This window comes from Candidatus Tectomicrobia bacterium (genome assembly GCA_016192135.1).
In the GTDB taxonomy this organism is placed as follows: domain Bacteria; phylum UBA8248; class UBA8248; order UBA8248; family UBA8248; genus 2-12-FULL-69-37.
The window spans coordinates 15,947-38,717 of sequence record JACPUR010000021.1 but is presented as its reverse complement, the minus strand read 5'-3'; the positions used below and the strand labels follow the sequence as shown (position 1 = coordinate 38,717).

The 22,771-nt window shown below is 68.1% G+C and carries 25 protein-coding genes; 10 read left to right on the top strand and 15 right to left on the bottom strand.

Annotation, left to right across the window (positions count from 1 at the left end; translation table 11 throughout):
- Window positions 1-4 precede the first annotated feature (4 nt).
- The 15 genes from HYZ11_10165 to HYZ11_10095 form a co-directional block, all read right to left on the bottom strand.
- Window positions 5-313 carry a DUF86 domain-containing protein gene (locus HYZ11_10165; protein MBI3127958.1) on the bottom strand — a complete coding sequence of 103 codons (309 nt, stop codon included), beginning with the start codon at window positions 311-313 and terminating at the stop codon, window positions 5-7.
- Window positions 314-329: 16 nt separating this feature from the next.
- Window positions 330-647: a nucleotidyltransferase family protein gene (locus HYZ11_10160; protein ID MBI3127957.1), complete on the bottom strand. Its 318-nt coding sequence runs from the start codon at window positions 645-647 to the stop codon at window positions 330-332.
- A gap of 111 nt (window positions 648-758) precedes the next feature.
- Window positions 759-1,163 (bottom strand): hypothetical protein, encoded by a 405-nt coding sequence (locus tag HYZ11_10155; GenBank protein ID MBI3127956.1) that lies wholly within the window; start codon window positions 1,161-1,163, stop codon window positions 759-761.
- 79 nt (window positions 1,164-1,242) lie between these two features.
- Window positions 1,243-1,443: a hypothetical protein gene (locus HYZ11_10150; protein ID MBI3127955.1), complete on the bottom strand. Its 201-nt coding sequence runs from the start codon at window positions 1,441-1,443 to the stop codon at window positions 1,243-1,245.
- A 41-nt stretch (window positions 1,444-1,484) separates the two neighbouring features.
- Window positions 1,485-1,676 (bottom strand): hypothetical protein, encoded by a 192-nt coding sequence (locus tag HYZ11_10145; protein ID MBI3127954.1) that lies wholly within the window; start codon window positions 1,674-1,676, stop codon window positions 1,485-1,487.
- 87 nt (window positions 1,677-1,763) lie between these two features.
- On the bottom strand, window positions 1,764-2,939 hold the full coding sequence (locus HYZ11_10140) for an alpha/beta hydrolase (protein MBI3127953.1): 1,176 nt from the start codon (window positions 2,937-2,939) through the stop codon (window positions 1,764-1,766).
- Window positions 2,939-3,346 carry a cupin domain-containing protein gene (locus HYZ11_10135; protein ID MBI3127952.1) on the bottom strand — a complete coding sequence of 136 codons (408 nt, stop codon included), beginning with the start codon at window positions 3,344-3,346 and terminating at the stop codon, window positions 2,939-2,941. The genes HYZ11_10140 and HYZ11_10135 overlap by 1 nt, the downstream gene beginning before the upstream one ends.
- Window positions 3,347-3,382: 36 nt before the next feature.
- The gene (gene gatB / locus HYZ11_10130) at window positions 3,383-4,900 is read right to left on the bottom strand and encodes an Asp-tRNA(Asn)/Glu-tRNA(Gln) amidotransferase subunit GatB (protein ID MBI3127951.1); all 1,518 of its coding nucleotides are present in this window, start codon (window positions 4,898-4,900) and stop codon (window positions 3,383-3,385) included.
- Window positions 4,901-4,907: 7 nt separating this feature from the next.
- Window positions 4,908-5,942 (bottom strand): isocitrate dehydrogenase, encoded by a 1,035-nt coding sequence (locus tag HYZ11_10125; GenBank protein ID MBI3127950.1) that lies wholly within the window; start codon window positions 5,940-5,942, stop codon window positions 4,908-4,910.
- 16 nt (window positions 5,943-5,958) lie between these two features.
- Window positions 5,959-7,431 (bottom strand): Asp-tRNA(Asn)/Glu-tRNA(Gln) amidotransferase subunit GatA, encoded by a 1,473-nt coding sequence (gene gatA / locus HYZ11_10120; GenBank protein MBI3127949.1) that lies wholly within the window; start codon window positions 7,429-7,431, stop codon window positions 5,959-5,961.
- A gap of 25 nt (window positions 7,432-7,456) precedes the next feature.
- The gene (locus tag HYZ11_10115) at window positions 7,457-8,542 is read right to left on the bottom strand and encodes an ATP-dependent 6-phosphofructokinase (GenBank protein ID MBI3127948.1); all 1,086 of its coding nucleotides are present in this window, start codon (window positions 8,540-8,542) and stop codon (window positions 7,457-7,459) included.
- 72 nt (window positions 8,543-8,614) lie between these two features.
- Complete coding sequence (locus HYZ11_10110) at window positions 8,615-9,400, bottom strand: class I SAM-dependent methyltransferase (protein MBI3127947.1); 786 nt, start codon at window positions 9,398-9,400, stop codon at window positions 8,615-8,617.
- Between the two features lie 151 nt (window positions 9,401-9,551).
- Window positions 9,552-10,487 (bottom strand): DNA integrity scanning protein DisA nucleotide-binding domain protein, encoded by a 936-nt coding sequence (locus HYZ11_10105; GenBank protein ID MBI3127946.1) that lies wholly within the window; start codon window positions 10,485-10,487, stop codon window positions 9,552-9,554.
- Complete coding sequence (locus tag HYZ11_10100; GenBank protein ID MBI3127945.1) at window positions 10,484-11,962, bottom strand: DegQ family serine endoprotease; 1,479 nt, start codon at window positions 11,960-11,962, stop codon at window positions 10,484-10,486. Before HYZ11_10100 ends, HYZ11_10105 begins: the two co-directional genes overlap by 4 nt.
- Window positions 11,963-12,038: 76 nt before the next feature.
- Window positions 12,039-12,446, bottom strand: a complete 408-nt coding sequence (locus tag HYZ11_10095) for an Hsp20/alpha crystallin family protein (GenBank protein MBI3127944.1) — start codon at window positions 12,444-12,446, stop codon at window positions 12,039-12,041.
- Window positions 12,447-12,778: 332 nt separating this feature from the next.
- Between HYZ11_10095 and HYZ11_10090 the strand changes: the two genes are divergently transcribed.
- The 10 genes from HYZ11_10090 to HYZ11_10045 all read left to right on the top strand — a co-directional run bounded on the left by HYZ11_10090 (window position 12,779) and on the right by HYZ11_10045 (window position 22,749).
- On the top strand, window positions 12,779-13,228 hold the full coding sequence (locus HYZ11_10090) for a hypothetical protein (protein ID MBI3127943.1): 450 nt from the start codon (window positions 12,779-12,781) through the stop codon (window positions 13,226-13,228).
- A 26-nt stretch (window positions 13,229-13,254) separates the two neighbouring features.
- Window positions 13,255-14,637 (top strand): radical SAM protein, encoded by a 1,383-nt coding sequence (locus tag HYZ11_10085; GenBank protein ID MBI3127942.1) that lies wholly within the window; start codon window positions 13,255-13,257, stop codon window positions 14,635-14,637.
- Window positions 14,634-16,025 (top strand): 30S ribosomal protein S12 methylthiotransferase RimO, encoded by a 1,392-nt coding sequence (gene rimO / locus HYZ11_10080; GenBank protein ID MBI3127941.1) that lies wholly within the window; start codon window positions 14,634-14,636, stop codon window positions 16,023-16,025. The genes HYZ11_10085 and rimO overlap by 4 nt, the downstream gene beginning before the upstream one ends.
- A gap of 141 nt (window positions 16,026-16,166) precedes the next feature.
- Window positions 16,167-16,910: a hydantoin racemase gene (locus tag HYZ11_10075; GenBank protein ID MBI3127940.1), complete on the top strand. Its 744-nt coding sequence runs from the start codon at window positions 16,167-16,169 to the stop codon at window positions 16,908-16,910.
- 99 nt (window positions 16,911-17,009) lie between these two features.
- Window positions 17,010-17,993: an ABC transporter substrate-binding protein gene (locus HYZ11_10070; protein ID MBI3127939.1), complete on the top strand. Its 984-nt coding sequence runs from the start codon at window positions 17,010-17,012 to the stop codon at window positions 17,991-17,993.
- A 31-nt stretch (window positions 17,994-18,024) separates the two neighbouring features.
- Entirely contained in the window at window positions 18,025-18,441 is a 417-nt protein-coding gene (locus HYZ11_10065; protein MBI3127938.1) for a hypothetical protein, read from the top strand.
- Window positions 18,442-18,731: 290 nt separating this feature from the next.
- Window positions 18,732-19,715, top strand: coding sequence for an ABC transporter substrate-binding protein (locus HYZ11_10060; protein MBI3127937.1), 984 nt, complete (start codon window positions 18,732-18,734; stop codon window positions 19,713-19,715).
- Window positions 19,712-20,722, top strand: coding sequence for an ABC transporter substrate-binding protein (locus HYZ11_10055; GenBank protein MBI3127936.1), 1,011 nt, complete (start codon window positions 19,712-19,714; stop codon window positions 20,720-20,722). The genes HYZ11_10060 and HYZ11_10055 overlap by 4 nt, the downstream gene beginning before the upstream one ends.
- A 33-nt stretch (window positions 20,723-20,755) precedes the next feature.
- Window positions 20,756-21,736: an ABC transporter substrate-binding protein gene (locus HYZ11_10050; protein MBI3127935.1), complete on the top strand. Its 981-nt coding sequence runs from the start codon at window positions 20,756-20,758 to the stop codon at window positions 21,734-21,736.
- Window positions 21,737-21,765: 29 nt separating this feature from the next.
- Window positions 21,766-22,749, top strand: a complete 984-nt coding sequence (locus tag HYZ11_10045; protein MBI3127934.1) for an ABC transporter substrate-binding protein — start codon at window positions 21,766-21,768, stop codon at window positions 22,747-22,749.
- The last annotated feature ends 22 nt before the right edge of the window (window positions 22,750-22,771 follow it).

Here is a 22,771-nt window from a genome sequence, read left to right as displayed (position 1 = left end):
CCGGTTATTTCCTGTCTTCGACGAATTTCTCCAATTGCCGGATCAATTGGGGTATATCTTCTTCCACCGTTTTCCAGACGCGGCCCAGGTCGACATTCAGGTAATCGTGCACGAGCCGGTGCCGCATCCCGATGACCTCCTGCCAGGGAATTTCGGGATGAGATGCCCGGAACTCCGCGGAGACCCCGCGGGCCGCTTCGCCGACAATCTGAATCAGATGAATCAGGCCCATCTGTGCCAGTTCGTCCGCCTGGAACGCATCTTTGGAGGCACGCTCCGCGAAGCGGCGAATCTTCCGGGCCGCCAGGAGCATGTCCAGAAGGTAGGTTTCATCCCTCGACATAAAGCGGCTCGATGGAGGAGAGGATGCTCTCCCGGCGGAGGTAGTTCTCGCTGCGCTCCACGGCGGGCCGCTCCACCAAGTCCACTTTCCGCCCGAACAGCCGGGAGAGCTCTTCCTCCATCCGGACCAGATCGAACAGGCCCCAGGTCGCTTCGGGAGAGAAGGTGACCAGGACGTCTACATCGCTCTCCGGCCCGAAATCCTCCCGCAGGACCGAGCCGAACAGATGGAGCTCCGCCACCTTCCATCTCCGGCAGAAGTCCCGTATCTGTGCGGCAGAAGCTCCGATCGCCTCTTTTCCCATCGTCGTCATTCCTTCCCCGGCCGGACATGCCGCCTTGGGAGCATTCTATCAAAAAGCGTCTCTGGGATGGCCCCACCCGTTTTCGCTTCGCATGGATGCGTCAGCGCTGAATCACCCCTTCCCCTCCCCGTCCTCGCCCATCATCCGCCTCAGCCAGGCGATGGGGTCGGCGGGGGAGACGGGCGGGCGGTCCCCGGGGCGGGCGCTCCCGCGGCGGGCGGCCTGGCGGGCGAAGGAGGCGAGCACAAGAAGGGTGCAGAGGAAGTAGGTGAACCAGAAGACGAAGTCCCCGACCGCGGCCAGGGCGGTCGAGCGGCTGATCCAGTAGGCCGCGAGGAAGGAGAGGATGAAGGAGGGCAGGAAGCCCGCCTGGAGCCAGCCCAGGATGGCGTGCACCCCGCGCCTCGCGTCGCGCAGGGCGCTCAGCCTCACGAACTCGTAGTAGAAGCGCATCCCGCCCAGGGCGAGCAGGGTGGCGAGGGAGTAGCGCAGGGCCGTCTCGACGCCGCCGTCCATGGAACTCCTAAGGCTGGGCTGAAGTAACCTGCGCCCTGGAAATGAGAAGATGGAAATCGCAATTGGGCGGATTCGGTAATCATTCGATTTTCTTGCCGCCGAGCAATCCGAAAATCGCGCCGACTCCGGCTTTGATTATGAAGTCGAGCGTCTCGAAAAGTCTGTTGATATGCGGCGGGGGAGAATTTCCGACCATAAGGGAGATTGCAACATACAGAACAAGAGCCAACAGGGTAATGCCCACCACTGCTCCAAAGGTGAGCTTGAAATATTCTCTGATTTCTTTCTTGCGGGTAGGCGGCCCGGGTTTAGTCATGAACTCTATTTTGAATTGTCGTCCGACCCGTTCTTGTCCCCACCAGGAGTTTCCCCGGGCATGACGTCGCCCGTCACAATCGTCGTTGTCGAGAACGGATGGAAGAGGCTCTCCTTAATGATAAGCCAAGTCTCTTCCAATCCGTTCCGCGCCCGGACAATTCGGTGATTTCCTTTTTGTTCCGTCTCGTTCGCCATTTCTGAACCTCCCAATCAACTTATGCAATTATAGCATAAAGAACGTGGGGCCATTATGCATGCAAGCCCTGTAATCTAGAAGTTTATCTACGCCCGCAGCTTCTCCTTGAGCCAGTCGGCCATGAAGTCCACGACGGGGGCGAGGTAGTCGGTGTTGCAGTGCTGGGCGCCCCCGTCGGGGCCGCGGAAGACCCGGAGGGTCTTGTCCTTCGAGCCCGCGGCGCGGAAGCAGGCGCGGGCGTCGGCCAGGGAGATCTGCTGGTCGTCCAGGCCGTGGACGAGGAGGAAGGGGCACCTCATCCGCTGCACCACGCCGTCGAGCCGGAACTTCTCGAGCTTCTTCAGCGCCTCCTCCAGCGTCCGGGTCTTGAGGCTCCAGGTGAGGTGGTCCCCCGGCACCGGGAGCTGCATCTTGAAGGCGGCCTCGATGCGCCGCTTCCAGATGGCGTGGTAGTCCCAGATGGCGCCCCAGGCGACGCAGGCCTTGAAGCGCGGCTCCATGCTGGCGGTGCGGGGGGCGTAGTAGCCCCCGAGGCTCGGCGCCATGATGGCGGCGCGGCGGCCGTCCACGTCCTTTCTTTTCTCCAGCCAGTCCAGGATGGCCGAGCCCGCCACCTCGACGTCGTGGCGCAGGTGGATGCCCCGGAAGCGGATGGCCTCCCCCACCCCCGGGCTGTCCGCCACGAGGCAGGCCATCCCCCGGCGCGTCAAGGCGTCCGCCGCCCAGTTCACGCTCATCTCCTTGGTGCCGTCGAAGCCGTTGTAGAGCACCACCACCGGGGGCTTCTTCTTGGCCCGGCCCTGGGGCGGGAGGAAGTAGGCCGGGAGCTTCTTGCGTCCGAAGGGGATGTCCACCGGGGCGATGGAGGGCCGGTCGGTGAGCCCGGCGTAGCGGTGGAAGCAGCGGACCGACTGGCGGTAGGCGTCCAGCGCCTTCTTGTCCTTAGGTATTCGGAAGCGCTCCCCCATCTGGTAGTAGGTCGAGGCGCGCTGGAAGTTGCCGGCGGCGGTGAGGCGGCGGCCCTCCTTGAGCTCGGACTCTCCGCGCAGGCGCAGGCGGTCCCCCATCCGGGTCCACTCGCGGAACCACGCCGCCTCGTCCCCCGGCTTCTTCCGGAGGGCCCGGCACACCTGGTCCACCTCGCCCACCTCGCCGCCCCCCGAGCGGGCCATGGCGAGGGCGATGTGGACGTTGAACGACCAGCGGTAGTCCTCCGGGAAGTAGATGAGCCAGGGCACCTTGCGCATCGCGCGGACGGCCATCAGGCGAGCTCCTTCGCTTTCCGGTCCAGGCGGGCGGCGACGGCCTCCTGATCGGCTGCCGCGTGGTAGTCCTGGCTCAGGCGCCCGTCCCCGGCCGGGCTCTTCACGACGAACATCACGCACCGCTCGTCGAGGGAGCGCCCGCCGTGGCGGGTGTTGCGGGGGATGTGGACGAGGTCCCCGGGTCCCACGACGCGCTCCTCGTCCCCCAGGATGAAGTAGCGCCTCCCCTCCAGCACGAGGATGAACTGCTCGTCGCGCGGGTGGTAGTGGGGGGGCGCGCCGTGGCCCTTGTGGTAGGTCACGACGCCCGCCTTCATGAGCTCCCCGGCCACCCGCTTGATCTCGGCCAGGGGGCTCTCCCCCTCCCGCAGGGTCTCCATCTCGGAAATCTTGTAGAAGGGCATGGGGGACCTTTCTCCGCACGGGGAATGAGCGCCAGTCTAGTCCAGCTTTGCCTTCAGCGCGGCCTGGAGGGCCTGGGGGTTGGCCTTGCCCCCGGTGGCCTTCATCACCTGGCCGGTGAAGAAGCCGAGGAGCTGCTTCCGGCCCCCCTTGTAGGCCTCGACCTCCTTGGGGTTGGCCGAGAGCACCGCCTCGATGGCCGCGTCGAGGGCGCCCGCGTCCGAGATCTGGCCTCCACCTTCCATTTTCACGATGTCTTCCAGCTCCATCGTTATATATTCGCCCTGGCTCATCTTCGGGAGGATGGCTTTTGCAATCGTTCCGCTGATCAAGGGTGTATTACTCGGGGGCTTGGGTACAGAATGGAGCTTAATAAGCTGGCCAAGACGCTTAGGAGAGGAGATAGAATGATCCTCGTATTTTACTTTGCCAGAATTCATTTGTGCCAAGAGCTCGAAACCCACCTTGAGCTCGTTTAAGAGACGCAAGAATTCCCCCATCACCATATTGCTCGCCACCTTGGCAAGTTTAATGCCTGTCTCTTCCACAACTTTCTCGTAGTAGTCCGCGAGCGCCCGCTCCTCGGTCAGCACCTCGGCGTCGTAGGCGGGCAGGCTGTACTCCCGCTGGAAGCGCTCGCGCTTGGCGTCCGGGAGCTCGGGCAGCGCGGCCCGCACCCGGTCCAGCCAGTCCTGCCCCACTTTCAAGGGCACGAGGTCCGGGTCCGGGAAGTAGCGGTAGTCGTGGGCGTACTCCTTGGAGCGCATCGGGAGGGTCGCCCCCTGGGCCTCGTTCCAGAGCCGGGTCTCCTGCTCGATCGTCCGGCCCGCGTCGAGGAGCTTGGCCTGGCGCACCTCCTCGTACTCGAGGGCGCGCCTGAGGTTGCGGAAGGAGTTGATGTTCTTGATCTCGACCTTGGCCCCCAGCTTCTCCGCGCCTTGGGGGCGGAGCGAGATGTTCGCGTCGCAGCGCAGGCTCCCCTCCTGCATGTTGCCGTCGCAGATGCCCAGGTAGCGCACCAGGGTGCGGAGCTTGCGCACGAAGGCCTCGGCCTCCTCGGGGCTCCGGAGGCCGGGCTCGGTCACGATCTCGAGGAGCGGCACCCCGGCCCGGTTGAAGTCCACGTAGGAGTGGGCCGGGTCGCCCAGCTCCTCGCCGTGGATGAGCTTGCCGGCGTCCTCCTCCATGTGGATGCGGGTGAGGCGCACTCGGCGCCCGGTCCCATTCTTGAGGAGGAGGCGGACCTCCCCGCCCGTGCAGATGGGCTCCTCGTATTGGCTGATCTGGTAGCCCTTGGGGAGGTCCGGGTAGAAGTAGTGCTTCCGGGCGAAGCGGCAGGCCGGGGCCACCCCGGCCCCCACCGCGAGCCCGAGGCGCAGGGTGTACTCCACCACCTCGCGGTTCAGCACCGGCAGCACCCCCGGGAGCCCCAGGTCCACCGTGCAGGTGTGGGCGTTCGGGGCCGCGCCGAAGGCCGCGCTCGAGGCGCAGAAGATCTTGCTCCGGGTCGAGAGCTGGGCGTGGACCTCCAGCCCGATCACGGTCTCGTAGGGCATCGTTCCTTTATCCTTTCAGCCGCTCCAGCGTGCGGCGGATGACGGCCTCGGTGAAGGCCTGGGTGCCGAGCGCCCCGCCCAGGTCCGGGGTGGCCTCCTTCGCGTCCAGGCAGTCGAAGAGCCCCCGCCGGAGCGCCGCCGCCGCCCGGGCCTCCCCCACGTGGGCGAGGAGGAGCGAGAAGGCCAGCAGGATGGCCGTCGGGTTCGCCTTGTCCTGCCCCGCGATGTCCGGGGCGGTGCCGTGGGTGGCGTCGAACATGGCGGTCGACACCCGGCCCCGCTCGTCGAAGGCGAGGGAGACCGAGGCGCCCAGGCCCAGGCTCCCGATGAGGCCGCTGGCGAGGTCGGAGAGGAAGTCCCCGTACTCGTTCAGCACCAGGATGACCTGGAAGTGCTCGGGCCGCATGACCAGCTTGGCGAGCAGGGCGTCGAAGAGCTCGCGGCTGTGCTTCACCTGGCCCGCGAAGGCGATGTCCTTGGCCACCTCGTCCACGATGTCCTCGAAGAGCCCGTCCGTCACCCGCTGGATGGTGTACTTGCTCGAGGAGGTGAGGGTCTTGCGGTCCCGCGCCGCGATGGCGAAGGCGTAGCGGGCGGCCTGCTCGCAGGTCTTGCGGTCCACCACCCGCAGGCTCACCGCAGCGTAGTCGCCCACCATCTGGCCCGGGTCGTCATAGGTGCCCCCGGTGGCCACCCGGACGATGTCGAGGTCTATCTTGCCCGTGAAGTGCGTCTTGAGCCCCGGGATGGAGGTCACGGGCCGGTGGATGACGGCGAACTTGAGGAGCTTCCGCAGGATGGCGTTGGGGCTCTCCTCGACGGTGGCGGTCGGGTACTTGAGGCCCGCCCCCGTGCGGCGCATGGAGGCCACCGCCTGGTCGTAGAGCTGGCGCCCGTGGGTGCGGCGGTTCGAGTGCTCGAGGTTCACCGTGTCGAAGGCCACCTCGATCGGCAGGGCCGCCGCCACGGCGCGGACGGAGTGGCAGAGCTCCTCCGCGATGCCGTCCCCCAGCAGCTCGGTGATCTCGTGGCGCTTCGGCATGTCCTGTCTCCGCGGCCTAGAGGGGAGGGAGCGCCCGGTGGTGGGCCGTCGCCCCCTCGAAGGCGGCCGCCGCGCGCAGCACCTCGCCCTCCCCGAATGGCCGCCCGACGAACTGGAGCCCGATGGGGAGCTTTCCCGAGGTGAGGCCGCAGGGGACGCTGATGCCCGGCAGCCCGGCCAGGTTGCACGGGATGGTGAGGATGTCCGAGAGGTACATGGCGATCGGATCGTCCATACGCTCCCCGAGCCGGAAGGCGGGGGTCGGCGCCGTGGCCGAGAGGATCACGTCCACCTTCTTGAAAGCCTCCCGGAAGTCGCGGCTCACCAGGGTGCGCACCCGCTGCGCCTTCGTGTAGTAGGCGTCGTAGTAGCCCGAGGAGAGGGCGTAGGTGCCGAGCATGATGCGGCGCTTCACCTCCTCCCCGAAGCCGGCCTGGCGGCTCGCGGCGTACATCCCGAACAGCGGGCCGAACTCGGAGTCCCCCTCCTCGCGCAGCCCGTAGCGCACCCCGTCGTAGCGGGCGAGGTTGCTGCTCGCCTCGGCCGGGGCGAGGATGTAGTAGACCGGCAGCGCGTACTCGGTGTGGGGGAGGGAGACTTCCTCGATCCGCGCCCCCAGCCCCTCCATCACCCGGATGGCCTCGCGCACCGAGGCCTCGACCTCCCCGTCCATCCCCTCGATGAAGTACTCCTTTGGGATGCCGATGCGCATCCCCTTCGCCCCTGAGTCCAGTTCCGCGGCGTAGTCGGGCACGGGCTCGGTCGCGGAGGTCGAGTCGCGCGGGTCATGCCCGCTCACGGCGGCGAGCATGAGGGCGCAGTCGCGCACGGTGCGGGCGAAGGGCCCGATCTGGTCGAGCGAGCTGGCGAAGGCGACGAGGCCGTAGCGCGAGACGCGGCCGTAGGTGGGCTTCATCCCCACCACCCCGCAGCAGGCGGCCGGCTGGCGGATGGAGCCCCCCGTGTCCGAGCCCAGCGCCGCCGCGGCCGAGCGGGCCGCCACGGCGGCGGCCGAGCCCCCGCTGCTCCCCCCCGGCGTGGTCTCGAGGTTCCAGGGGTTGCGGGTGGGGCCGTAGGCGCTCCGCTCGGTGGAGGAGCCCATGGCGAACTCGTCCATGTTGAGCTTGCCCAGGATGACCGCCCCCGCCGCCTTGAGCCGGGCCACGGCGGTGGCGTCGTAGGGGGCGGTGAAGCGCTCCAGGATGCGCGAGCCGCAGGTGGTGCGCGTGCCCTTCATGCAGAGGAGGTCCTTGACCGCCACGGGGACGCCCAGGAGGGGGGAGCCCCTCTCTCCCGCCTTGAGGCGGCTGTCGGCCGCGCGGGCGGCCTCGAGCGCCTCCTCCTCCAGGACGCTCAGGTAGGCGTGGACGCGCTCCTCCGTCTCGGCGACGCGGGCGAGATAGGCGCGCGCCGCCTCTTCGGCGGAGAGCTCCCGCGCCCTGAGCTTCCCGCCGAGGTCGTGGAGGGTGAGCGAGACGATTTCGTTCATCGGATCTCCCGGATGGTTCGCGGCCTCACTCCTCGTCCCCGAAGGAGATGCCCACCGAGCGGCCCACCCGGAGGAAGTCCGAATCCAGGGGGACGAGGCGCTGGCCCTTGGCGGCCTCCCCGAGCGGGACGAGGGCGATGGCGCCGTGCCTGAGGGCGACCAGATGGCCGAAGTTCCCCGCCATGGCGTTCAGGGCGGCGTGGACGCCGAAACGGGTGGAGAGGTTGCGGTCGTAGGTCGAAGGGGTGCCCCCGCGCTGGATGTGGCCGAGGACGGTGACGCGGGTCTCGATGCCGGTGATCTCTTCGAGCGTCTTCCCCACGAGGTTCCCGATGCCGCCCAGGCGGCGGGGCTCGGTCGGATCGTTCACCATGGCCTTCACCACCACGTCCTGGCCCTTGAGGTGGGCCCCCTCGGCCACCACGATGATGCTGAAGTTCTTCCCCTCGGCGCGGTCCTCTCGGATCTTGGCGGCCACCGCCTCCATGGAGAAGGGGATCTCGGGCAGCAGGATCACGTCCGCCCCCCCGGAGAGCCCGCAGAAGAGGGCGATCCACCCGGCGTTCCGTCCCATCACCTCCACCACCATGAGCCGCCCGTGGCTCTCCGCCGTGGTGCGGATGCGGTCGATGGCCTCGGTGGCCGTCCCCACGGCGGTGTCGAAGCCGAAGGTCACGTCCGTCGCCAGGAGGTCGTTGTCGATGGTCTTGGGGACGCAGATGGCGGGCAGGCCCTTCTGGGAGAGGCCGTGGGTGATGGCGAGGGTGCCGTCCCCCCCGACGGCGATGAGCCCGTCCAGTCCCAGCTCCCGGAAGTTCGAAAGGATGGTGTCGGAGACGTCCACCACGCGCTGCTGGCCGTCGATGTTCATGGGGTAGGCGAAGGGGTTGTCGCGGTTCGAGCTGCCCAGAAAGGTGCCGCCCCGCTGGAGCAGGTCCTCGACCGTCTCCGGCTCGAGCTGCACGTAGCTCTTGTGGAGGAGGCCGCCGAAGGCGTTGCGGATGCCGGTCATCCGTACCCCCTCCCGGGCGGCGGTGAGGACGGCCCCCCGGATGACGGCGTTCAGCCCGGGGCAGTCCCCTCCCCCGGTGAGGATTCCCAGGTGCCGGATCTTTCGCTTCGGTTTGGCGGCGGCTTCGGCGTTCACGGCGTCTCTCCCCCTGATGGATGGTCGGACGCCAGTTTACCGGATCCCCGCCCCCGGAGTCTCATCTCGATCCGGGAGGCGCAGGAGGAACGAGGCGTAGGCCAGGACCTCCCGCCCCCCGCCGCTGTGGAAAAGCTCCAGTTCCCGCTGCCACCGGTCGAGCGTCTCGCGCTCCCGGGAGGAGAGCCCGGATTCGCGGCGGCTCTCCAGGATGGCCCGGGCCTGGGGCGCGTAGAACGACTCCCAGGAGGCGTCGGGCTCGACCCGATGATCCACGGCTTCCAGGCCCTCCGCCGCGAAATCCCGGCGCAGCGCCTCCGCCTCCCGCACCCCGGCCGGGGCGGCCGCCCCGGCCCAGGCCCGCAGGGCCTCCGGCGCGGCGGCCCGCGCCCCCGGCTTCCACACCACCGCGCCCAGGATCATCCAGCCCCCTGGGCGCACCAGGGGGGAGAGCCGCCGGGCGGCCTCCAGGACGGGAAAGGGCCGCGCCGGGCCCAGCCGGAGGGCGAGGTCGAAGTAGCCCTCGTCGAAGAGGAGCTCCCCCGGCCCCCCCTCCACCACGTCCACGAGATGGGCGAGGTCCGAGAAGAGGGCCAGGCGGCGGGCCTCCTCGGCGAACTCCGGCCGGGCCTCCACCCCCACGACCGGGCAGCCGAAGCGCCGGGCGAGGACGAGGCAGGCCCCTCCCTTCCCGCAGGCCGCGTCGAGCACGGCCGACTCCCGGCCGAGGCCGCAGCGCCCCGCGAGGGCCTCCAGGGAGGGCGTCGAGATGGGGGAGAGGTGCAGGTTGTGCTGGTAGCGCTCGAAAGGGTCGGGCGTCATGCGGGGCGTCCTCCCGCGGTGGCGGGGAGGACTAGAAGAGCGGCATCCCGATCAGGTCGAGCATGAGGATCAGGGAGCTCACCCCCAGGATGCCCGCGATAATCAGCGTGAAGAGACAGAAGAGCCTGCTGTACGCCATGAGGGTGTCTCCCTAGGGGCTTTTCTTCTTCCTGCGCGCCGGTTGGCTCGTCTGGGATTTGTTGATCTGCATGAGGATCTTCCCGTCCTTGAAGACGCTCACCGTGCCGGTGGACTCGCTCACGGCGAAGGAGGTGGCCGAGCTCACCTCGGTGATGCCCGAGGCCGCCATGTGCCGTGCCCCGAGGCCCATGGGCAGCTCCGCGCGCGGCGCGGCGCTCAGGTGGCGCCCGGCCGCCTCGATGACGCCGTCCCCCCGGATGACGAAGGCGCCGTCGATGGCGCTGAACTCCTTGATGGTCTCCCGCAGGGCCGGGTCCAGGATGTTCCGCTGTTCCTCGGGGTAGCCGTGGAAGGGATTGATCACGAGCTGCCGCGAGTACTGGAGCACCAGCTCGTGGTCGCCCAGCACGAGGAGGGCGCCCAGGGGCTTCCCCTCGCGCCCCTCCGCCGCGAGCTCCAGGGCCATCGAGAGCACCGTCTCGAACACCTTGGGGTCCGCCCCGTCGATTGCGCTCGGCGCCTCGGAGGTCTGGAACATCTCCGTCTCCTGGTCCAGACGGAACACCATGAGGGTGTCGATCAGCCCGTTCGAGGCGAGGCCGGAGAGGCAGACGATGGTGTCCTGCTTCGTGATGGAGCCCTCGCTCAGGGCGATGAGCACCCCCATCTTGATGGTGTCCAGCCGGCCCAGGGGCAGGTCGGGGAGCTGGATGGCGCGGCAGCCCCGGCCGGCGAGGGTGGAGTGGCGCTCGGCCGAGCACGTCGAGATGAAGCAGGCCAGCTCCTGCGGGCGGCGCTCCAGCGGCTCCAGGTCCTTGTCGAGGTCGCGGATGGGGTCGATGTGGACGAATATCGCCTTCGCCCCGACTTGGCCGCAGATGCGGACGGCGGCCTCCAGAAGGCTCGAATTGAGGAAGGTCGCCTCTGTCAGATCGCTCTGGCTCAACCCTGGTTCTCGATCGCCATGTAGAAAGTTGATCCCTTGCGTTCCACGAAGAAGAGGTTGCCCGTGCCCTTGCCCTGCTGCAGGGCCTGGCCCATCTCGGCCACATTGCGGACGCGCTTCTGGTTCACCTCGATGATCACGTCGCCCCGCTGCAGCCCCACCTGGGCGGCGGGGCTGCCCTGCGTCACATTGGTGATCACCACTCCCGACCGGGTGCGGACCCCCACTTGCCGGGCGATGTCGGGCGTGAGGTCCTGCACCTGGATGCCCAGGGAGGAGGTGATGTTCTCGCGGGCGGGCGCGCGGGCGACCATCTGCTCCTCGTCCGGCATGCGGCCCATCGTCACCGTGAGGGCGAGAGGCTTCCCCGCGCGGAGGACCGCCACCCTGACCGCGGTGCCCGGCTTCAGGTCGGCCGCTATCCGGGAGAGGTCGCGGGCCTTCTCGATCTTCTGCTCGTTCAGGGAGGTGATCACGTCCCCGCGCCGGATGCCCGCCTTGGCCGCCGGGCTGTCGTCCACCACGCTGGCGACGATGGCGCCGCGCTGCTCCTTGAGGCCGAGGCTCTTGGCCATCGTCTCATTGACCGACTGGATGGACACCCCCAGGAAGCCGCGGACCACCGAGCCCTTCCGCAGCTGCGGGACGATGGTCTTCGCCATGTTCGCCGGGATGGCGAAGCCGATGCCGATGTTGCCCCCGGCCCGGCTGAAGATGGCGGTGTTGATCCCGACCACCTGGCCCTGGAGGTTGAAGAGCGGGCCGCCGCTGTTGCCGGGGTTGATGGAGGCGTCCGTCTGGATGAAGTCGTCGAAGCGCCCGGCCCCGATCATCCGGCCCTTGGCGCTCACGATCCCGGCCGTCACCGTGTGCGAGAGGCCGAAGGGATTGCCGATGGCCATCACCCATTCTCCCACCCGGAGCTTATCGCTGTCGCCCAGCGCGACGGGCACGAAATTGTCGCCCGGCCGCTTCTCCACCTTGAGCAGGGCGAGATCGGTCAGGGGATCGCGGCCCACCACCGTGGCCTTGCGCCGCTTGCGGTTGTCGAGGATCACGGTGATGCCGGTGGCCTTCTCGATGACGTGGTTGTTCGTCAGGACGAAGCCGTCCTTGTCGATGAGGAAGCCCGATCCCAGGCTGGTGCTCCGCTGCTCGATCGGCGGGCCGCTCTCCGGGAAGGGGAGGGGCTGGCCCTCGAAGAAGCGGCGGAACATCTCCGGCCAGGGGTCGCCGGGCATGCCCGGGATTCCGGGCTGGGCCTGGACGACCGTCTCGGCGCTGATGTTCACCACCGAGGGACGCAGGCGCTCGGCCAGGTCCGCCAGGGAGGGGAGTCCCTGCACCGCGGCGGCCGCGAAGGCCGGGCGATCCGCCAGCGGCGGCCCGGCCAGGAAGGCGGCCAGGACGAGGACGGGAAGCCAACTGATCCACTTCACGAACCTTTGCCGGGAAGCGACGGATCTCATGGTCATGGGTCGCGGTCATCCTCTTCATGCGGCGGCATAACGGCCCGAAACACGGGGGAGCCAGCGCGCTCCCGCCGCGGGATCAATCCTTGAATTCCGAGATCTCAAGCCGGCGGGGCTTGCGCTTGGCCGCGCGAATCTCCAGGACGCCGGCCCTCATCTTGGCCGTGATGGAGGAGGGGTCGGCATCCTCCGGCAGGCTGATGAGGCGCCGGAAGGCCCCGAAATTTCCCTCCGCCAGCACCGCCTCGGCCCGTTCCCCGGCGTCCGGCTCCCGCCGGACGCCGCCCACCGAGAGAAGACCCTCTTGGAACTCGAGCGACACCTCGTCCGGCGAATGGATGCCGGGAAGCTCCACGAAGATCAGCACCTCGTCGTCCCGCTCATAGACGTTCACGCGCGGGGCCCAGGCCGTCTCGAGGGCGGCGGCGGGCTCGGGGACCGGGGCGGGCCGGCGGCCGCGCAGGCTCTCCTCGAGGAGCCGCTGCATTCTTCTTTGAAAAAAGGCCAATTCCTGGAACGGATCCGCAGGGGACATGGGATTCCCTTCGTTCGGCGCCGGAGCGGCGGATGGGAAAAATCCCGCGCCCCCGGATGATTTTTCTATTTTCCCTCATCCCCCGCGCGGGCGCAACGGGAGCGGCGGAGATCCCACGGGATGGGCGGCGCCCAAGGTTTTGAGGGATTGGACGCCCCCGGTTCCGCGGCGCCCAGCCGAGAGGAAGGCGGCCCGGCCCCGCTGTGGCGCCCGGCCCGGCTTGCCTGTAAGCTAGGGGGCTCTCCCTTCGCCGGGCCGAAGGGCCTCCTTCCGGAGAACCATTCATGCGCCGCCTGTTCGGACTGGGAATTCTCGCGCTTCTGATCGCGGGCTGCCAGGGCGCCCCCCAGGCGGTGGACACGGGCGCCCAGGCCATCGGGAAGGGTGTGGAGGGCCTGGGGCGGGCGGCCACCGAGGGGGTGGTCGGCCGGCTCCTGACCGACCGCAGCCGGACCGATCTCCTGCGCGAACAGCGCGAGCTGGGGGAGCACATGGGAAAAGTGGAGGGGGCCATCCTCCAGGGGAGGCTCCTCCTCTCGGACAGAGAGCGGCGCATCCTCCAGGACGCCAAGGACTCGCTCGCCGCCGCCGGGCGCCAGCTGGAGGCCCCGCGCATCCCGCTCGAGCTGGGGCTCCGCGTCCAGGCCGAGCTCGACAAGGTGCGCGAGGCCTTTTCGGTCCTCCGCCAGCGGCACAACATCCCCGCCTACTCGGGCTTCGTCGCCACCCGCTAGCCGACCTCTTGGAGCCGTCTTTCCCGATGCAGCCTCTCATGGTCGCGGCCGATCCCCAGGGCCGCATCTTCGAGCACCCGGATCTCGCCATGGTCGGCGCCCAGGGCCGGGAGGCGGTCGCCCCCCAGCCGGAGGAGCTCTCGCCCCTGCCGGAAGGGAGCCGCCTGTTCACCCTTCCGGGGAGCCACCCCGTGGGGGGGCGCCCGGAGAAGGGCGAGCTCGTCGTCGTGGAAGAGGCCGATTTCGACGAAAGCCCCGTCCCCGTCTCCGCAGCCTGCACCTTCCCGGCGCCTGGCTGGATGCGCACCCTCCTGCCCTGCGCCGAGCGCGGGGAGGACGCCCCGGCGCTCCCGCTCTGGGCCTATACCGCCCTGGGCTTCGACCCGGAGGGGAGAGGTTTCGTCTGCGCCGCCGTCCGGGTGGACGATTGCCCGCGCTGGGCCCCGGCCCGGTTCGACGACCGGGGGCTCGCCGGGCGGGTGGCGGAGATGCGGGACCGCCATCCCAAGAACCGCATGATCCCCCACCTGGCCCGCTGCGCCCAGGAGTTCCACTGCTTCGCCGCCAAGAACTTCTTCGCCGGGCGCTGGGAGATGGGCCTTCCCATCGCCCCCCTGTGCAACGCGGACTGCCGGGGGTGCATCTCCCTCCAGACGGACGACCTCTTCCCGGCGAGCCACGAGAGGATCGGCTTCGTGCCCACCCCCGAAGAACTGCGCGACATCGCCCTCCCGCATCTCGAGGGGGCGGAGCTCGCCGTCGCGAGCTTCGGCCAGGGCTGCGAGGGCGAGCCCCTGCTCCAGGCGGGGGTCATCGAGCGGGCCTGCCGCCTCATCCGCGAGCGCACCGCGCGCGGCACCCTTCACCTCAACACCAACGGAAGCCGCCCCGAATGGGTGCCCCGCCTCGCGGCCGCGGGACTCGAGAGCATCCGGGTGAGCACGAACAGCGTCCTGCCCGGGTGGCACCGCGCCTACTACCGGCCCGAAACCTACGGGTTCGAGCAGGTGGAGGACACGGTCAAGGCCGCGGTGGACGCGGGCCTCTACACCCAGATCAACTACCTCGTCTTCCCCGGGGTGACCGACCTCGAGGCCGAGGCCGAGGCGCTGATTGAGTTCTGCGGGCGCACGGGCCTCCATGTCATCCAGATGAAGAACCTTTGCATGGACCCGGACCTCTACCTCGACCTCTTGCCCGGCCTGGAGGAAGCGGGGGAGGCGATGGGCATGGCCTTCCTCCTGGACATCCTGCGGCGGGAGCTGCCCCATGTGGCGCTCCGCTACTTCAACCGGCCCCGGGAGGAATGGCACCTCGACCCGCGCTCGGCATCCCGGAAAGTGGGTGGGAAGGTGGCCTTGCGCGTCCTCCCGGGGGACGGCGGCCCGGCGGAGGGCGGGGGCTCATGAGCGGTCTGCTGAGAATCCAGGAGAAGCCCCTCGTGCGCCTCGCCGCGCCGGGCGTTGACGGAAGCGCCCCGCGCGCCGCCCTCGTCTCCCTCGGCTGCGCCAAGAACACCGTGGACAGCGAGATCATGCTCGCCGCCCTGGCCGGCGCGGGCTACCGCCTGGTCGGGGACGCCGCCGAGGCCGACGTCGCCATCGTGAATACCTGCGGCTTCATCGAGGACGCCAAGCGCGAGTCCATCGACGCCATCCTCCGGGTGGCCGCCCACAAGGAGACGGGGCTCAAGACCCTGGTGGTGGCGGGCTGCCTGGCCGAGCGCTACCGGGGCGAGCTGGCCCAGAGCCTGCCCGAGGTGGACCTCTTCATCGGCACGCGGGAGTACGACCGCCTGCCCGAGCTCCTGGCCGCCCGCGAGGAGGGCGCCCTGCCCGCGCGGGAGGCCTTCTCCGACACCTTGATGGACTACGGCCGCCGCCTCCCCCGCCTCCTGGCCGAGCCGGGCCCGAGCGCCTACCTCAAGGTGGCCGAGGGCTGCTCGCGCCCGTGCACCTTCTGCGTCATCCCGCGCTTCCGGGGCCGGTTCCGCTCCCGGCCGCTCGATCTCGTGGTGGAGGAGGCGGAGGCCTTGGCCGCCGCCGGGGTCAGGGAGGTGAACCTCCTCGCCCAGGAGATCACGAGCTACGGCACCGACCTGGGGATGGGTTTCTCGCTGGCGAAGCTCCTCGAGCGCCTGAACGCGGTGGAGGGCCTCCGCTGGATACGCGTCCTCTACAACTACCCGCGCGGGGTGACGGACGAGCTGCTGGACGCCTTCCGCGAGCTGCCCAAGGTGGTGGAGTACATCGACATGCCCCTCCAGCACGTCTCGACGCCGGTGCTCGCGGCCATGCGGCGGGGCATCGACGAGGCAGGCACCCGCGAGCTGGTGCGGCGCATCAAGGAGAGGGTCCCCGGCTGCGCCCTCCGCACCACCATGCTGGTGGGCTTTCCCGGGGAGACGGAGGCGGACTTCGAGAAGCTCCTGGCCTTCGCCGGGGAGACGCGCTTCGCCCGGCTCGGGGGCTTCGTCTACTCCCCCGAGGAGGGCTCCCTCGCGGCGCGGCTCCCGGATCAGGTGCCCAAGAAAACGGCCCGCGCCCGCCTCAAGCGGCTCCTCGCCCTCCAGGAGAGGATCATGCGGGAGGACAACCGCGCCCTCGCCGGGACGCGCGCCGAGGTTCTGGTCGAGGGCATGACGGCGGAGGGCCTCCTCCGGGGCCGCACCCGCCACCAGGCCCCCGAGGTGGACGGCGAGGTCTTCCTCCACGAGACCGAGGCCCAGCCGGGCGACATCATCCAAGCCGAGATCATCGGGGCCGCCGGGGTGGATTTGATTGCGCGGGGGGTGTAGGGCAGATCGCTTTTCCGTCGCTTCCGTAGGGGCGAGGCATGCCTCGCCCTGCAAATTTCCCTCCCATTGAGCCCAAGGCCCCTCCGGTGGGATGATGGCCCCATTCATCGGTCGTCATCCCGGCCATCTTGAGGAGGCTCCATGCGGATTCTCGTCGCCAACCCGAACACCTCGGAGATCGTGACCGGGGTCATCATGCGCTCCGCGAAACGCTGCGCCCTGCCCGGGACGGAGCTCCTCCCCCTCACCTCCCCGGGCGGCACCCGGAACATCGACTGCGCCTACGGCGACTACATGAGCGCCCCGCACATGATCGAGGCGGTGCGCGAGCGGGCCGAGCAGGACCGGCCCGACGCCGTGGTGCTCGCGGGCTTCGGGAACGTGGGCGTCTTCGCCCTCAAGGAGATCCTGGACATCCCCGTCTGCTCCATCTCCGAGTCCAGCATGGCGATGGCCTGCCTGCTCGGCCACCGCTTCACCGCCCTCACCATGCTCGAGCAGTTCATCCCCTACCAGCAGGACCTCGTGCGGCTCTACGGCTTCGAGGCCAAGTGCGCCTCGGTCCGGGCCATCAACATCAACGTGGAGGAGGCCGCCACCGGCCGCGAGCGCACCCTGCGGGAGCTCACCGCCCAGGTCGAGAAGATCGTGGCCGAGGACCGGGCCGAGGTGGTCATCCTCGCCTGCGCGGGGCTGTGCGACTACGACCGGGAGCTGAGCCTGGCCTCGGGCATCCCCGTGATCGACCCGGTGGTGGCGGCGGTCAAGATGGCCGAGTCGTTCGTGCAGATGGGCCTCAGCCACTCCAAGGCTCGCAAGTTCCACGCCCCGCCCCAGCCCCTCGAGGCCTACCGGGGAGAGCTGATGGGCAGGGCGGGAACCTAACGGCCGGTGGGTTGTTCTCTATAAAAGGACAAAGCTCTCCTCCGCGCGGACGGGGCGATCCGGGCAGGAAGGCAAGAGGACCTTAGGAGAGGGAGAATCATGGGGAAAAAGACAGCCGTCTTTTTCATGATTCTCGCCCTCCTGGCTCCTGTGCCCCTGGCCGCTGCGCAGCAGCCGGCGGGGAAGGTCTGGCGGATCGGGATTCTCACCTCGGCGTGGGTGCCCTGGCACTCCCAGACAAATGGCTTCCGGGAGGGCCTCTCGCAGCTCGGCTACGTCGAGGGGCGAAACGTCGTCTTCGAGGCTCTGGCGGCCAAGGGGGATTCGGCAGTGCTGCCCGCACTGGCCGAGGAGCTGATCCGGAAGAAGCCGGACCTCCTCTTCTGCGGCGCGGCCCCCGAGGCCCTGGCGTGCCAGCGGGCGACCCGGACCATCCCGATCGTGTTCACCCAGACCGGCGACCCCGTGAAGCTGGGGCTCGTGGAGAGCCTCGCCCGGCCGGGCGGGAACATCACCGGAATCGGGAGCCTGCGGGGGATGCTGACCGCCAAGCGCCTGGAGCTCTTCAAGGAGATCGCCCCCTCCCTCAAGCGGGTCCTGGTGACGTACGATCCGCGCGAGCACGAGGAAAAAGAGGCGGTGGAGTTCGCCCGGCGCGCGGCGGCCCGCCTGGGGCTGACGCTGATCGAGCGACCGATCGCCGATCCGCTGGAGATCGAGCCGGGACTCGCCGAGCTCCGGAAGGGGGGCGAGGAAGGGATACTGATCGTCCAGGCCAATCCGAACCTGAACATCCCGGGACGGAGCCTGGAGGTGGCCACATCCAACGCCATTCCGACCATGTATCCGTCTTCTTTTTGGACGCAATATGGGGCGCTGGCTTCCTACGGCGCGGACCAATACGAGCAGGGGAAGCAAGCCGCCCGGCTCGCCCACAAGGTCCTGACGGGGACGCTCCCCCAGGATATTCCCGTGGAACTCCCTCGGGACATCAAGTTCGTCGTCAACCTCAAGACCGCCAAGCGGATCGGCCTGACAGTGCCTCCCGAGGTGCTATTCCGTGCCGACCGCGTAATCCGGTAGCCGCGGCTTCGTGCCGCAGGAGGAGAGAATCATGAAAGCGGTGTTTGCGGGGCTCATCGTCTCGCTGGGGATTTTGGGCGTTGTTTCAGCCGTCCCGGCGGCGGATCTGAAGGAAAAGGTCAAGGTGGAGATCCTGAGCGCGGGCTTCCACCCCGGGATGGACCCGGGCCTCTACGTCTGCGCCGGGGGGCATCTCCACGTCAAGGGAACCGTGCAGAACCTGACGGGCGTCGCCCTGGCCTCGATCAAGCTCGAGGGGAAAGCCTACGACGCCGAGGACAAATTCCTGGGGATGGCGAGCCCCTGGAAGAAGGCCCCACTCCTTGTGTCCCTGAAGCCAGGCGAAAAGCGCGAATTTGACATGGAATTTCTGACGATCACCGGACCGCGGGTTGGGCTGGCGAAGAAGCACGAGATCGTGGTCGTGGAGGTGCAGCCGAGTAACTAGCCTCTTGGGAGCCGGGCCGCCGGCGTCCCGGTCCTCGACCCCGTGGTGGCGGCGGTCAAGACGGCCGAGTCCCTCGTCCAGATGGGCCTCAGCCACTCCAAGGCGCGCAAGTTCCCCGCCCCGCCCCAGCCCCTCGAGGCCTACCGGGGGGAGCTCCTGGGCCGGGCGGGGGGCTGAAGACCGCGCCTGCTTTCGCCGGGGCCTTCCGGGAGACGCTCCGGCTGATTTCCCGAGGTCCTCCAGCGGGCGGACAAGGTGATCCGGTGAGGGAGGCGATGGGAGGGAATCCTGTGCGTCGTACGATTGCCGTCTTCGTGGCACTCTTTGCCCTTCTCGCTTCCGCATGGCCGGCCGAAGCCCAGCGGCAGGAGGAGCCGCGCCGGATTGGGTTCCTGTCCACCGGCTCCCCCGGCCCCACGGCTTCCGCCGTCCAGGCGTTCCTCGAGGGGCTGCGGGCGCACGGCTGGGTCGTCGGCCGGAACCTCGCCATCGAGTACCGCTGGGCGGGGGAGAGCCGCAAGTCTCTCCAGGAGCTCGCGGCCGAGGCGGCCCGGCTTCCGGTGGATTTGATTTACGTGCGGACTACGCCCGCGGCGCTGGCCCTCAAGAAGACGGGGACGAAGCTCCCCGTCGTCTTCGTGCTCGTGAGCGAACCGATCGGGACCGGCCTGGTCGCCAGCCTGGCGCGGCCGGGGGGCAACTTCACGGGCATCACTTCCATCAACCGCGACTTGATGCCCAAGCGGCTGGAGCTCCTCAAGGAGGTTCTCCCGGGGCTCAGGCGGGTGGGCCACGTGGCGAATCCCGGCTATGCGATCCACAAGGTTCAGGTGAAGGAGATGCAGGAGGCCGCCCGGTCTTTTGGCATGGAGCTTGTCGTATTTGAAGCGCGCACCCTCCCCGAGGCGGAGCGCGCTTTCGCCGCCATGGCCGAGGCCCGGGTGGGGGCTTTCATCATGGGCCAGGGCCACCCGTTCCTCTCCCACCCGCGGCAGATCATCGACCTGGCCGCCCGGCACCGTCTCCCGGGAATGTGTTTAGTCGGCTTTTGGGCGCGCGATGGCTGCCTCATCTCCTACGGGGCGAACGCCGAGGATCACCACAGGCGCTCGGCGGCATACGTGGACAAGATCCTCAAGGGCGCGAAGCCGGCCGACCTCCCCATCGAGCGGCCTACGAAGATCGAGCTGTTCATCAACCTCAAGACGGCGAAGGCGCTGGGAATCACGATACCGCCGGAGGTCTTGCAGCGGGCGGACCGGGTGATCAAATGAAGCCCAAGGCGCGGCGAACGCTCCCACAGAAAACGACGGGCAGAAGGGCCGCTTCTTGCCTGCTGGCCGCGGTTGTTCTGCTGGGTGTTCTTCGAGCCGAGGCTCAGCGGGTCCGAGACCCTTATCGGATCGGGGCCATTACCGGGGCGTGGGCTCCCAATCACCCCGCTGTCGAAGGACTCAAGGCCGGTCTGAAGGAAATGGGCATCAGGGAAGGCAATGATGTGCTCTTTGACATCCGCTTCACAAAGGGGAACTTCCAGGCCATGCCCATGGCCGCGGCCGCGCTTATAAAGGCCGGGGCGAACCTCATCTTCACGACCAATGAAGCGGCGACCAAGGCGGCTATGGCCACTACCCAGAAGATTCCCATCGTCTTCACGGGGGTAGGCGACCCTGTGGCCGCCGGGATCGTCGCGAGTTTCGCCCGTCCCCAGGGTAACGTCACCGGGGTGTCGGCTCTTTTCACCGAACTGGCGCCTAAACGGCTGGAAATCCTCAAGACGATCGCCCCGGGCCTCCGCCGCGTCCTGGTGATATATGAGGCGGATGATCCCCAATCCATCGCGGCGGCCCGAAAGGCCCAGGAGGCCGCTCCCATCCTGCGGATCGGGCTGCTGGCTCTGCCGGTGCGGACGTCCGAGGAATTGGCCCGCAGTCTGAAGAGCCTGCAACCGGGCGACGGTCTCATGGCCCCGGACGTTGCGGCTCTCGACATTCCCGATCAGACGTTGCAGGCCTCGCTATCGGCTAGAGTGCCCATCATCTTTGGGCCAGCTTTTTGGGCTGGCCACGGTGCGCTGGTCTCGTACGGGGCCGATTATCATGCCCAGGGGCGCCAGGCGGCGCGGCTCGTCGCGAAAATCCTGCGGGGCGCCCGGCCCCAGGATCTTCCCGTCGAGGGCGCCAACAAGATCGATCTCATCATCAATCTCAAGACCGCCAAGAAGATCGGCCTGGAGATTCCGCCGGAGATGCTCATGCGGGCGGACCGGGTGATCAAGTGAGGGAGGGCGGAAGGTGTTAGGAGGAAGAAAATCATGAGCCGGAAGACCGTTGTCTTCGCCATGGCTCTCGCCCTCCTGGCCTCCACCCAGCCGGCCGGGGCGCAGCCTGCGGAAATCCGCCGGATAGGAGTCCTGTCGCCGTTCACTCCTTCCGCCACGGCGCTCTGGCACGAGGCGTTCCGGCGAGGCCTCCGCGACCTCGGATGGGTGGAGGGAAGGAACATCCGCGTCGAGTACCGGTACGCGGAGGGCAGGGAGGACCGCCTCCCCGGCCTCGCGGCGGATCTCGTCCGGCTCAGGGTCGAGGTCATCGTCGCGGCCGTCAGCACCGATGCGCTGGTCGCCAAGAACTTCACCAAGACAATTCCCATCGTCATGGCGTCTACGGGCGACGCCCTTGGCAGCGGGCTCGTTCAGAGCCTGGCCCGGCCTGGCGGCAACGTCACGGGGCTGACCCAAATGGCCCCGGAGATGGGTGGAAAGCGGCTGGAGCTGCTCAAGGAGATGGTCCCCGGCCTCTCCCGCGTGGCAGTGCTCTGGAACCCCAGGGGCCGGATCTCCACGCTCGGTTGGAACGAGACCCAGCTCCCGGCGCGGCAGCTGGGAATCGAGCTCCATTCGGTGGAGGTGCGGAGCCCGGGCGGTCTCGACAAGGCGTTCGAGGAGGCAAAGAGGACGGGCGCGGGCGCCCTTGCCATTATGCCCAACCCGGTGTTCGCGGGGAACATGAAACGGCTCGCGGAGCTGGCGGCCAAGAATCGCCTCCCGGCGGTATTTCACCTCAAGGAATTCGCGGAAACTGGCGGCCTCGTGGCGTATGGGCCGGACCGTTCCGACTTGTTCCGCCGCGCGGCCCTCTACGTGGACAAGATACTCAAGGGCGCCAAGCCCGCCGATCTCCCCGTCGAGCAGCCGATCAAGTTCGAGCTGGTGATCAACTTGAAGACGGCGAAGGCGCTGGGAATCACCATCCCGCCCGAGGTCTTGCAGCGGGCGGACCGGGTGATCCGGTGAAAAGCCGCGAAATGTGGGAGGGACGTTTGATGACCAAGAGCTTCGCCGGCTTCTTCATAGCCTTGGCCTTGTTCGCTTTGACCTATCCCGCAGGAGGGCAGGATCGGGCAAGGATTCCCAGGATAGGCTTCTTGGGGAACTCCACCGCCGCCCGTGAGGCGCATCTCGTTGGCCCTTTTCGCGAAGGGTTGCGTGACCTCGGCTACGTCGAGGGACAGAACATCTTGATCGAGTACCGATGGGCGGAAGGGAGATATGAGCGCTTCCCCGCCCTGCTCGCCGATTTGATCGCCCTGAAGGTGGACGTGATCGTTTCCGCTGGAACGCCGGCTGCCTTCGCCGTCAAGAAGGCGACGTCCTCGATTCCTTTCGTGATGGTGGCCGTCGGAGATCCTGTCGGGACAGGTCTCATCAACAGCCTCGCTCGCCCCGGCGGAAACATCACGGGGCTGACCTCGATTGCGGCTGACCTGGAAGGGAAGCGGCTGGAGTTGCTGCGGGAGGTCATTCCCGAGCTCTCTCATGTGGCTGTCCTTTGGAATCCCGCCAGCGCTTTTCAGGTGGTCTCCGAGAAGGAGGTGCAGGCCGCGGCCCCGGTCCTGGGGATAAAAGTTCTGTCTCTGGGGGTGCGAGCCAGGGAGCAGTTAGACGATGCCTTTGCGGCGATTCTTCGAGAACGGCCAAGCGCCCTCGTCGTGTTGGCGGATCGTCTCTTCCTGCACCACCGCAAGAGCATCGTGGACTTCATCACCCAAAACCGCCTGCCGGGGGTGTACGCGTACCAAGAGTTGGTGGAACTAGGTGGTTTGATGTCCTATGGGCCAAGCTACTCGGGCATGCACAGGCGCGCCGCCTACTACGTGGACAAGATCCTGAAAGGAGCCAAGCCCGCCGATCTCCCCGTCGAGCGGCCGGCCAATTTCGAGCTGGTGGTCAACCTCAAGGCGGCCAAGGCGCTGGGCATCGCCATCCCGCCCGAGGTGCTCTTAAGGGCGGACAGGGTGATCAAATGACGGGAGCCGATGGGAGAAAAAA

Excerpts from the sequence above, each read along its gene's own strand:
- HYZ11_10135 (MBI3127952.1), bottom strand. The coding sequence starts at position 3,346 with ATGCCCTTCTACAAGATTTCCGAGATGGAGACCCTGCGGGAGGGGGAG.
- HYZ11_10070 (MBI3127939.1), top strand. The coding sequence starts at position 17,010 with ATGGGGAAAAAGACAGCCGTCTTTTTCATGATTCTCGCCCTCCTGGCT.
- gatB (MBI3127951.1), bottom strand. The coding sequence starts at position 4,900 with ATGCCCTACGAGACCGTGATCGGGCTGGAGGTCCACGCCCAGCTCTCG.
- HYZ11_10085 (MBI3127942.1), top strand. The coding sequence starts at position 13,255 with ATGCAGCCTCTCATGGTCGCGGCCGATCCCCAGGGCCGCATCTTCGAG.
- rimO (MBI3127941.1), top strand. The coding sequence starts at position 14,634 with ATGAGCGGTCTGCTGAGAATCCAGGAGAAGCCCCTCGTGCGCCTCGCC.
- HYZ11_10125 (MBI3127950.1), bottom strand. The coding sequence starts at position 5,942 with ATGCCGAAGCGCCACGAGATCACCGAGCTGCTGGGGGACGGCATCGCG.
- HYZ11_10065 (MBI3127938.1), top strand. The coding sequence starts at position 18,025 with ATGAAAGCGGTGTTTGCGGGGCTCATCGTCTCGCTGGGGATTTTGGGC.
- gatA (MBI3127949.1), bottom strand. The coding sequence starts at position 7,431 with ATGAACGAAATCGTCTCGCTCACCCTCCACGACCTCGGCGGGAAGCTC.
- HYZ11_10155 (MBI3127956.1), bottom strand. The coding sequence starts at position 1,163 with ATGGACGGCGGCGTCGAGACGGCCCTGCGCTACTCCCTCGCCACCCTG.
- HYZ11_10090 (MBI3127943.1), top strand. The coding sequence starts at position 12,779 with ATGCGCCGCCTGTTCGGACTGGGAATTCTCGCGCTTCTGATCGCGGGC.
- HYZ11_10055 (MBI3127936.1), top strand. The coding sequence starts at position 19,712 with ATGAAGCCCAAGGCGCGGCGAACGCTCCCACAGAAAACGACGGGCAGA.
- HYZ11_10100 (MBI3127945.1), bottom strand. The coding sequence starts at position 11,962 with ATGACCATGAGATCCGTCGCTTCCCGGCAAAGGTTCGTGAAGTGGATC.
- HYZ11_10145 (MBI3127954.1), bottom strand. The coding sequence starts at position 1,676 with ATGGCGAACGAGACGGAACAAAAAGGAAATCACCGAATTGTCCGGGCG.
- HYZ11_10045 (MBI3127934.1), top strand. The coding sequence starts at position 21,766 with ATGACCAAGAGCTTCGCCGGCTTCTTCATAGCCTTGGCCTTGTTCGCT.
- HYZ11_10140 (MBI3127953.1), bottom strand. The coding sequence starts at position 2,939 with ATGGCCGTCCGCGCGATGCGCAAGGTGCCCTGGCTCATCTACTTCCCG.
- HYZ11_10050 (MBI3127935.1), top strand. The coding sequence starts at position 20,756 with ATGAGCCGGAAGACCGTTGTCTTCGCCATGGCTCTCGCCCTCCTGGCC.
- HYZ11_10160 (MBI3127957.1), bottom strand. The coding sequence starts at position 647 with ATGGGAAAAGAGGCGATCGGAGCTTCTGCCGCACAGATACGGGACTTC.
- HYZ11_10075 (MBI3127940.1), top strand. The coding sequence starts at position 16,167 with ATGCGGATTCTCGTCGCCAACCCGAACACCTCGGAGATCGTGACCGGG.
- HYZ11_10165 (MBI3127958.1), bottom strand. The coding sequence starts at position 313 with ATGCTCCTGGCGGCCCGGAAGATTCGCCGCTTCGCGGAGCGTGCCTCC.
- HYZ11_10095 (MBI3127944.1), bottom strand. The coding sequence starts at position 12,446 with ATGCAGCGGCTCCTCGAGGAGAGCCTGCGCGGCCGCCGGCCCGCCCCG.
- HYZ11_10110 (MBI3127947.1), bottom strand. The coding sequence starts at position 9,400 with ATGACGCCCGACCCTTTCGAGCGCTACCAGCACAACCTGCACCTCTCC.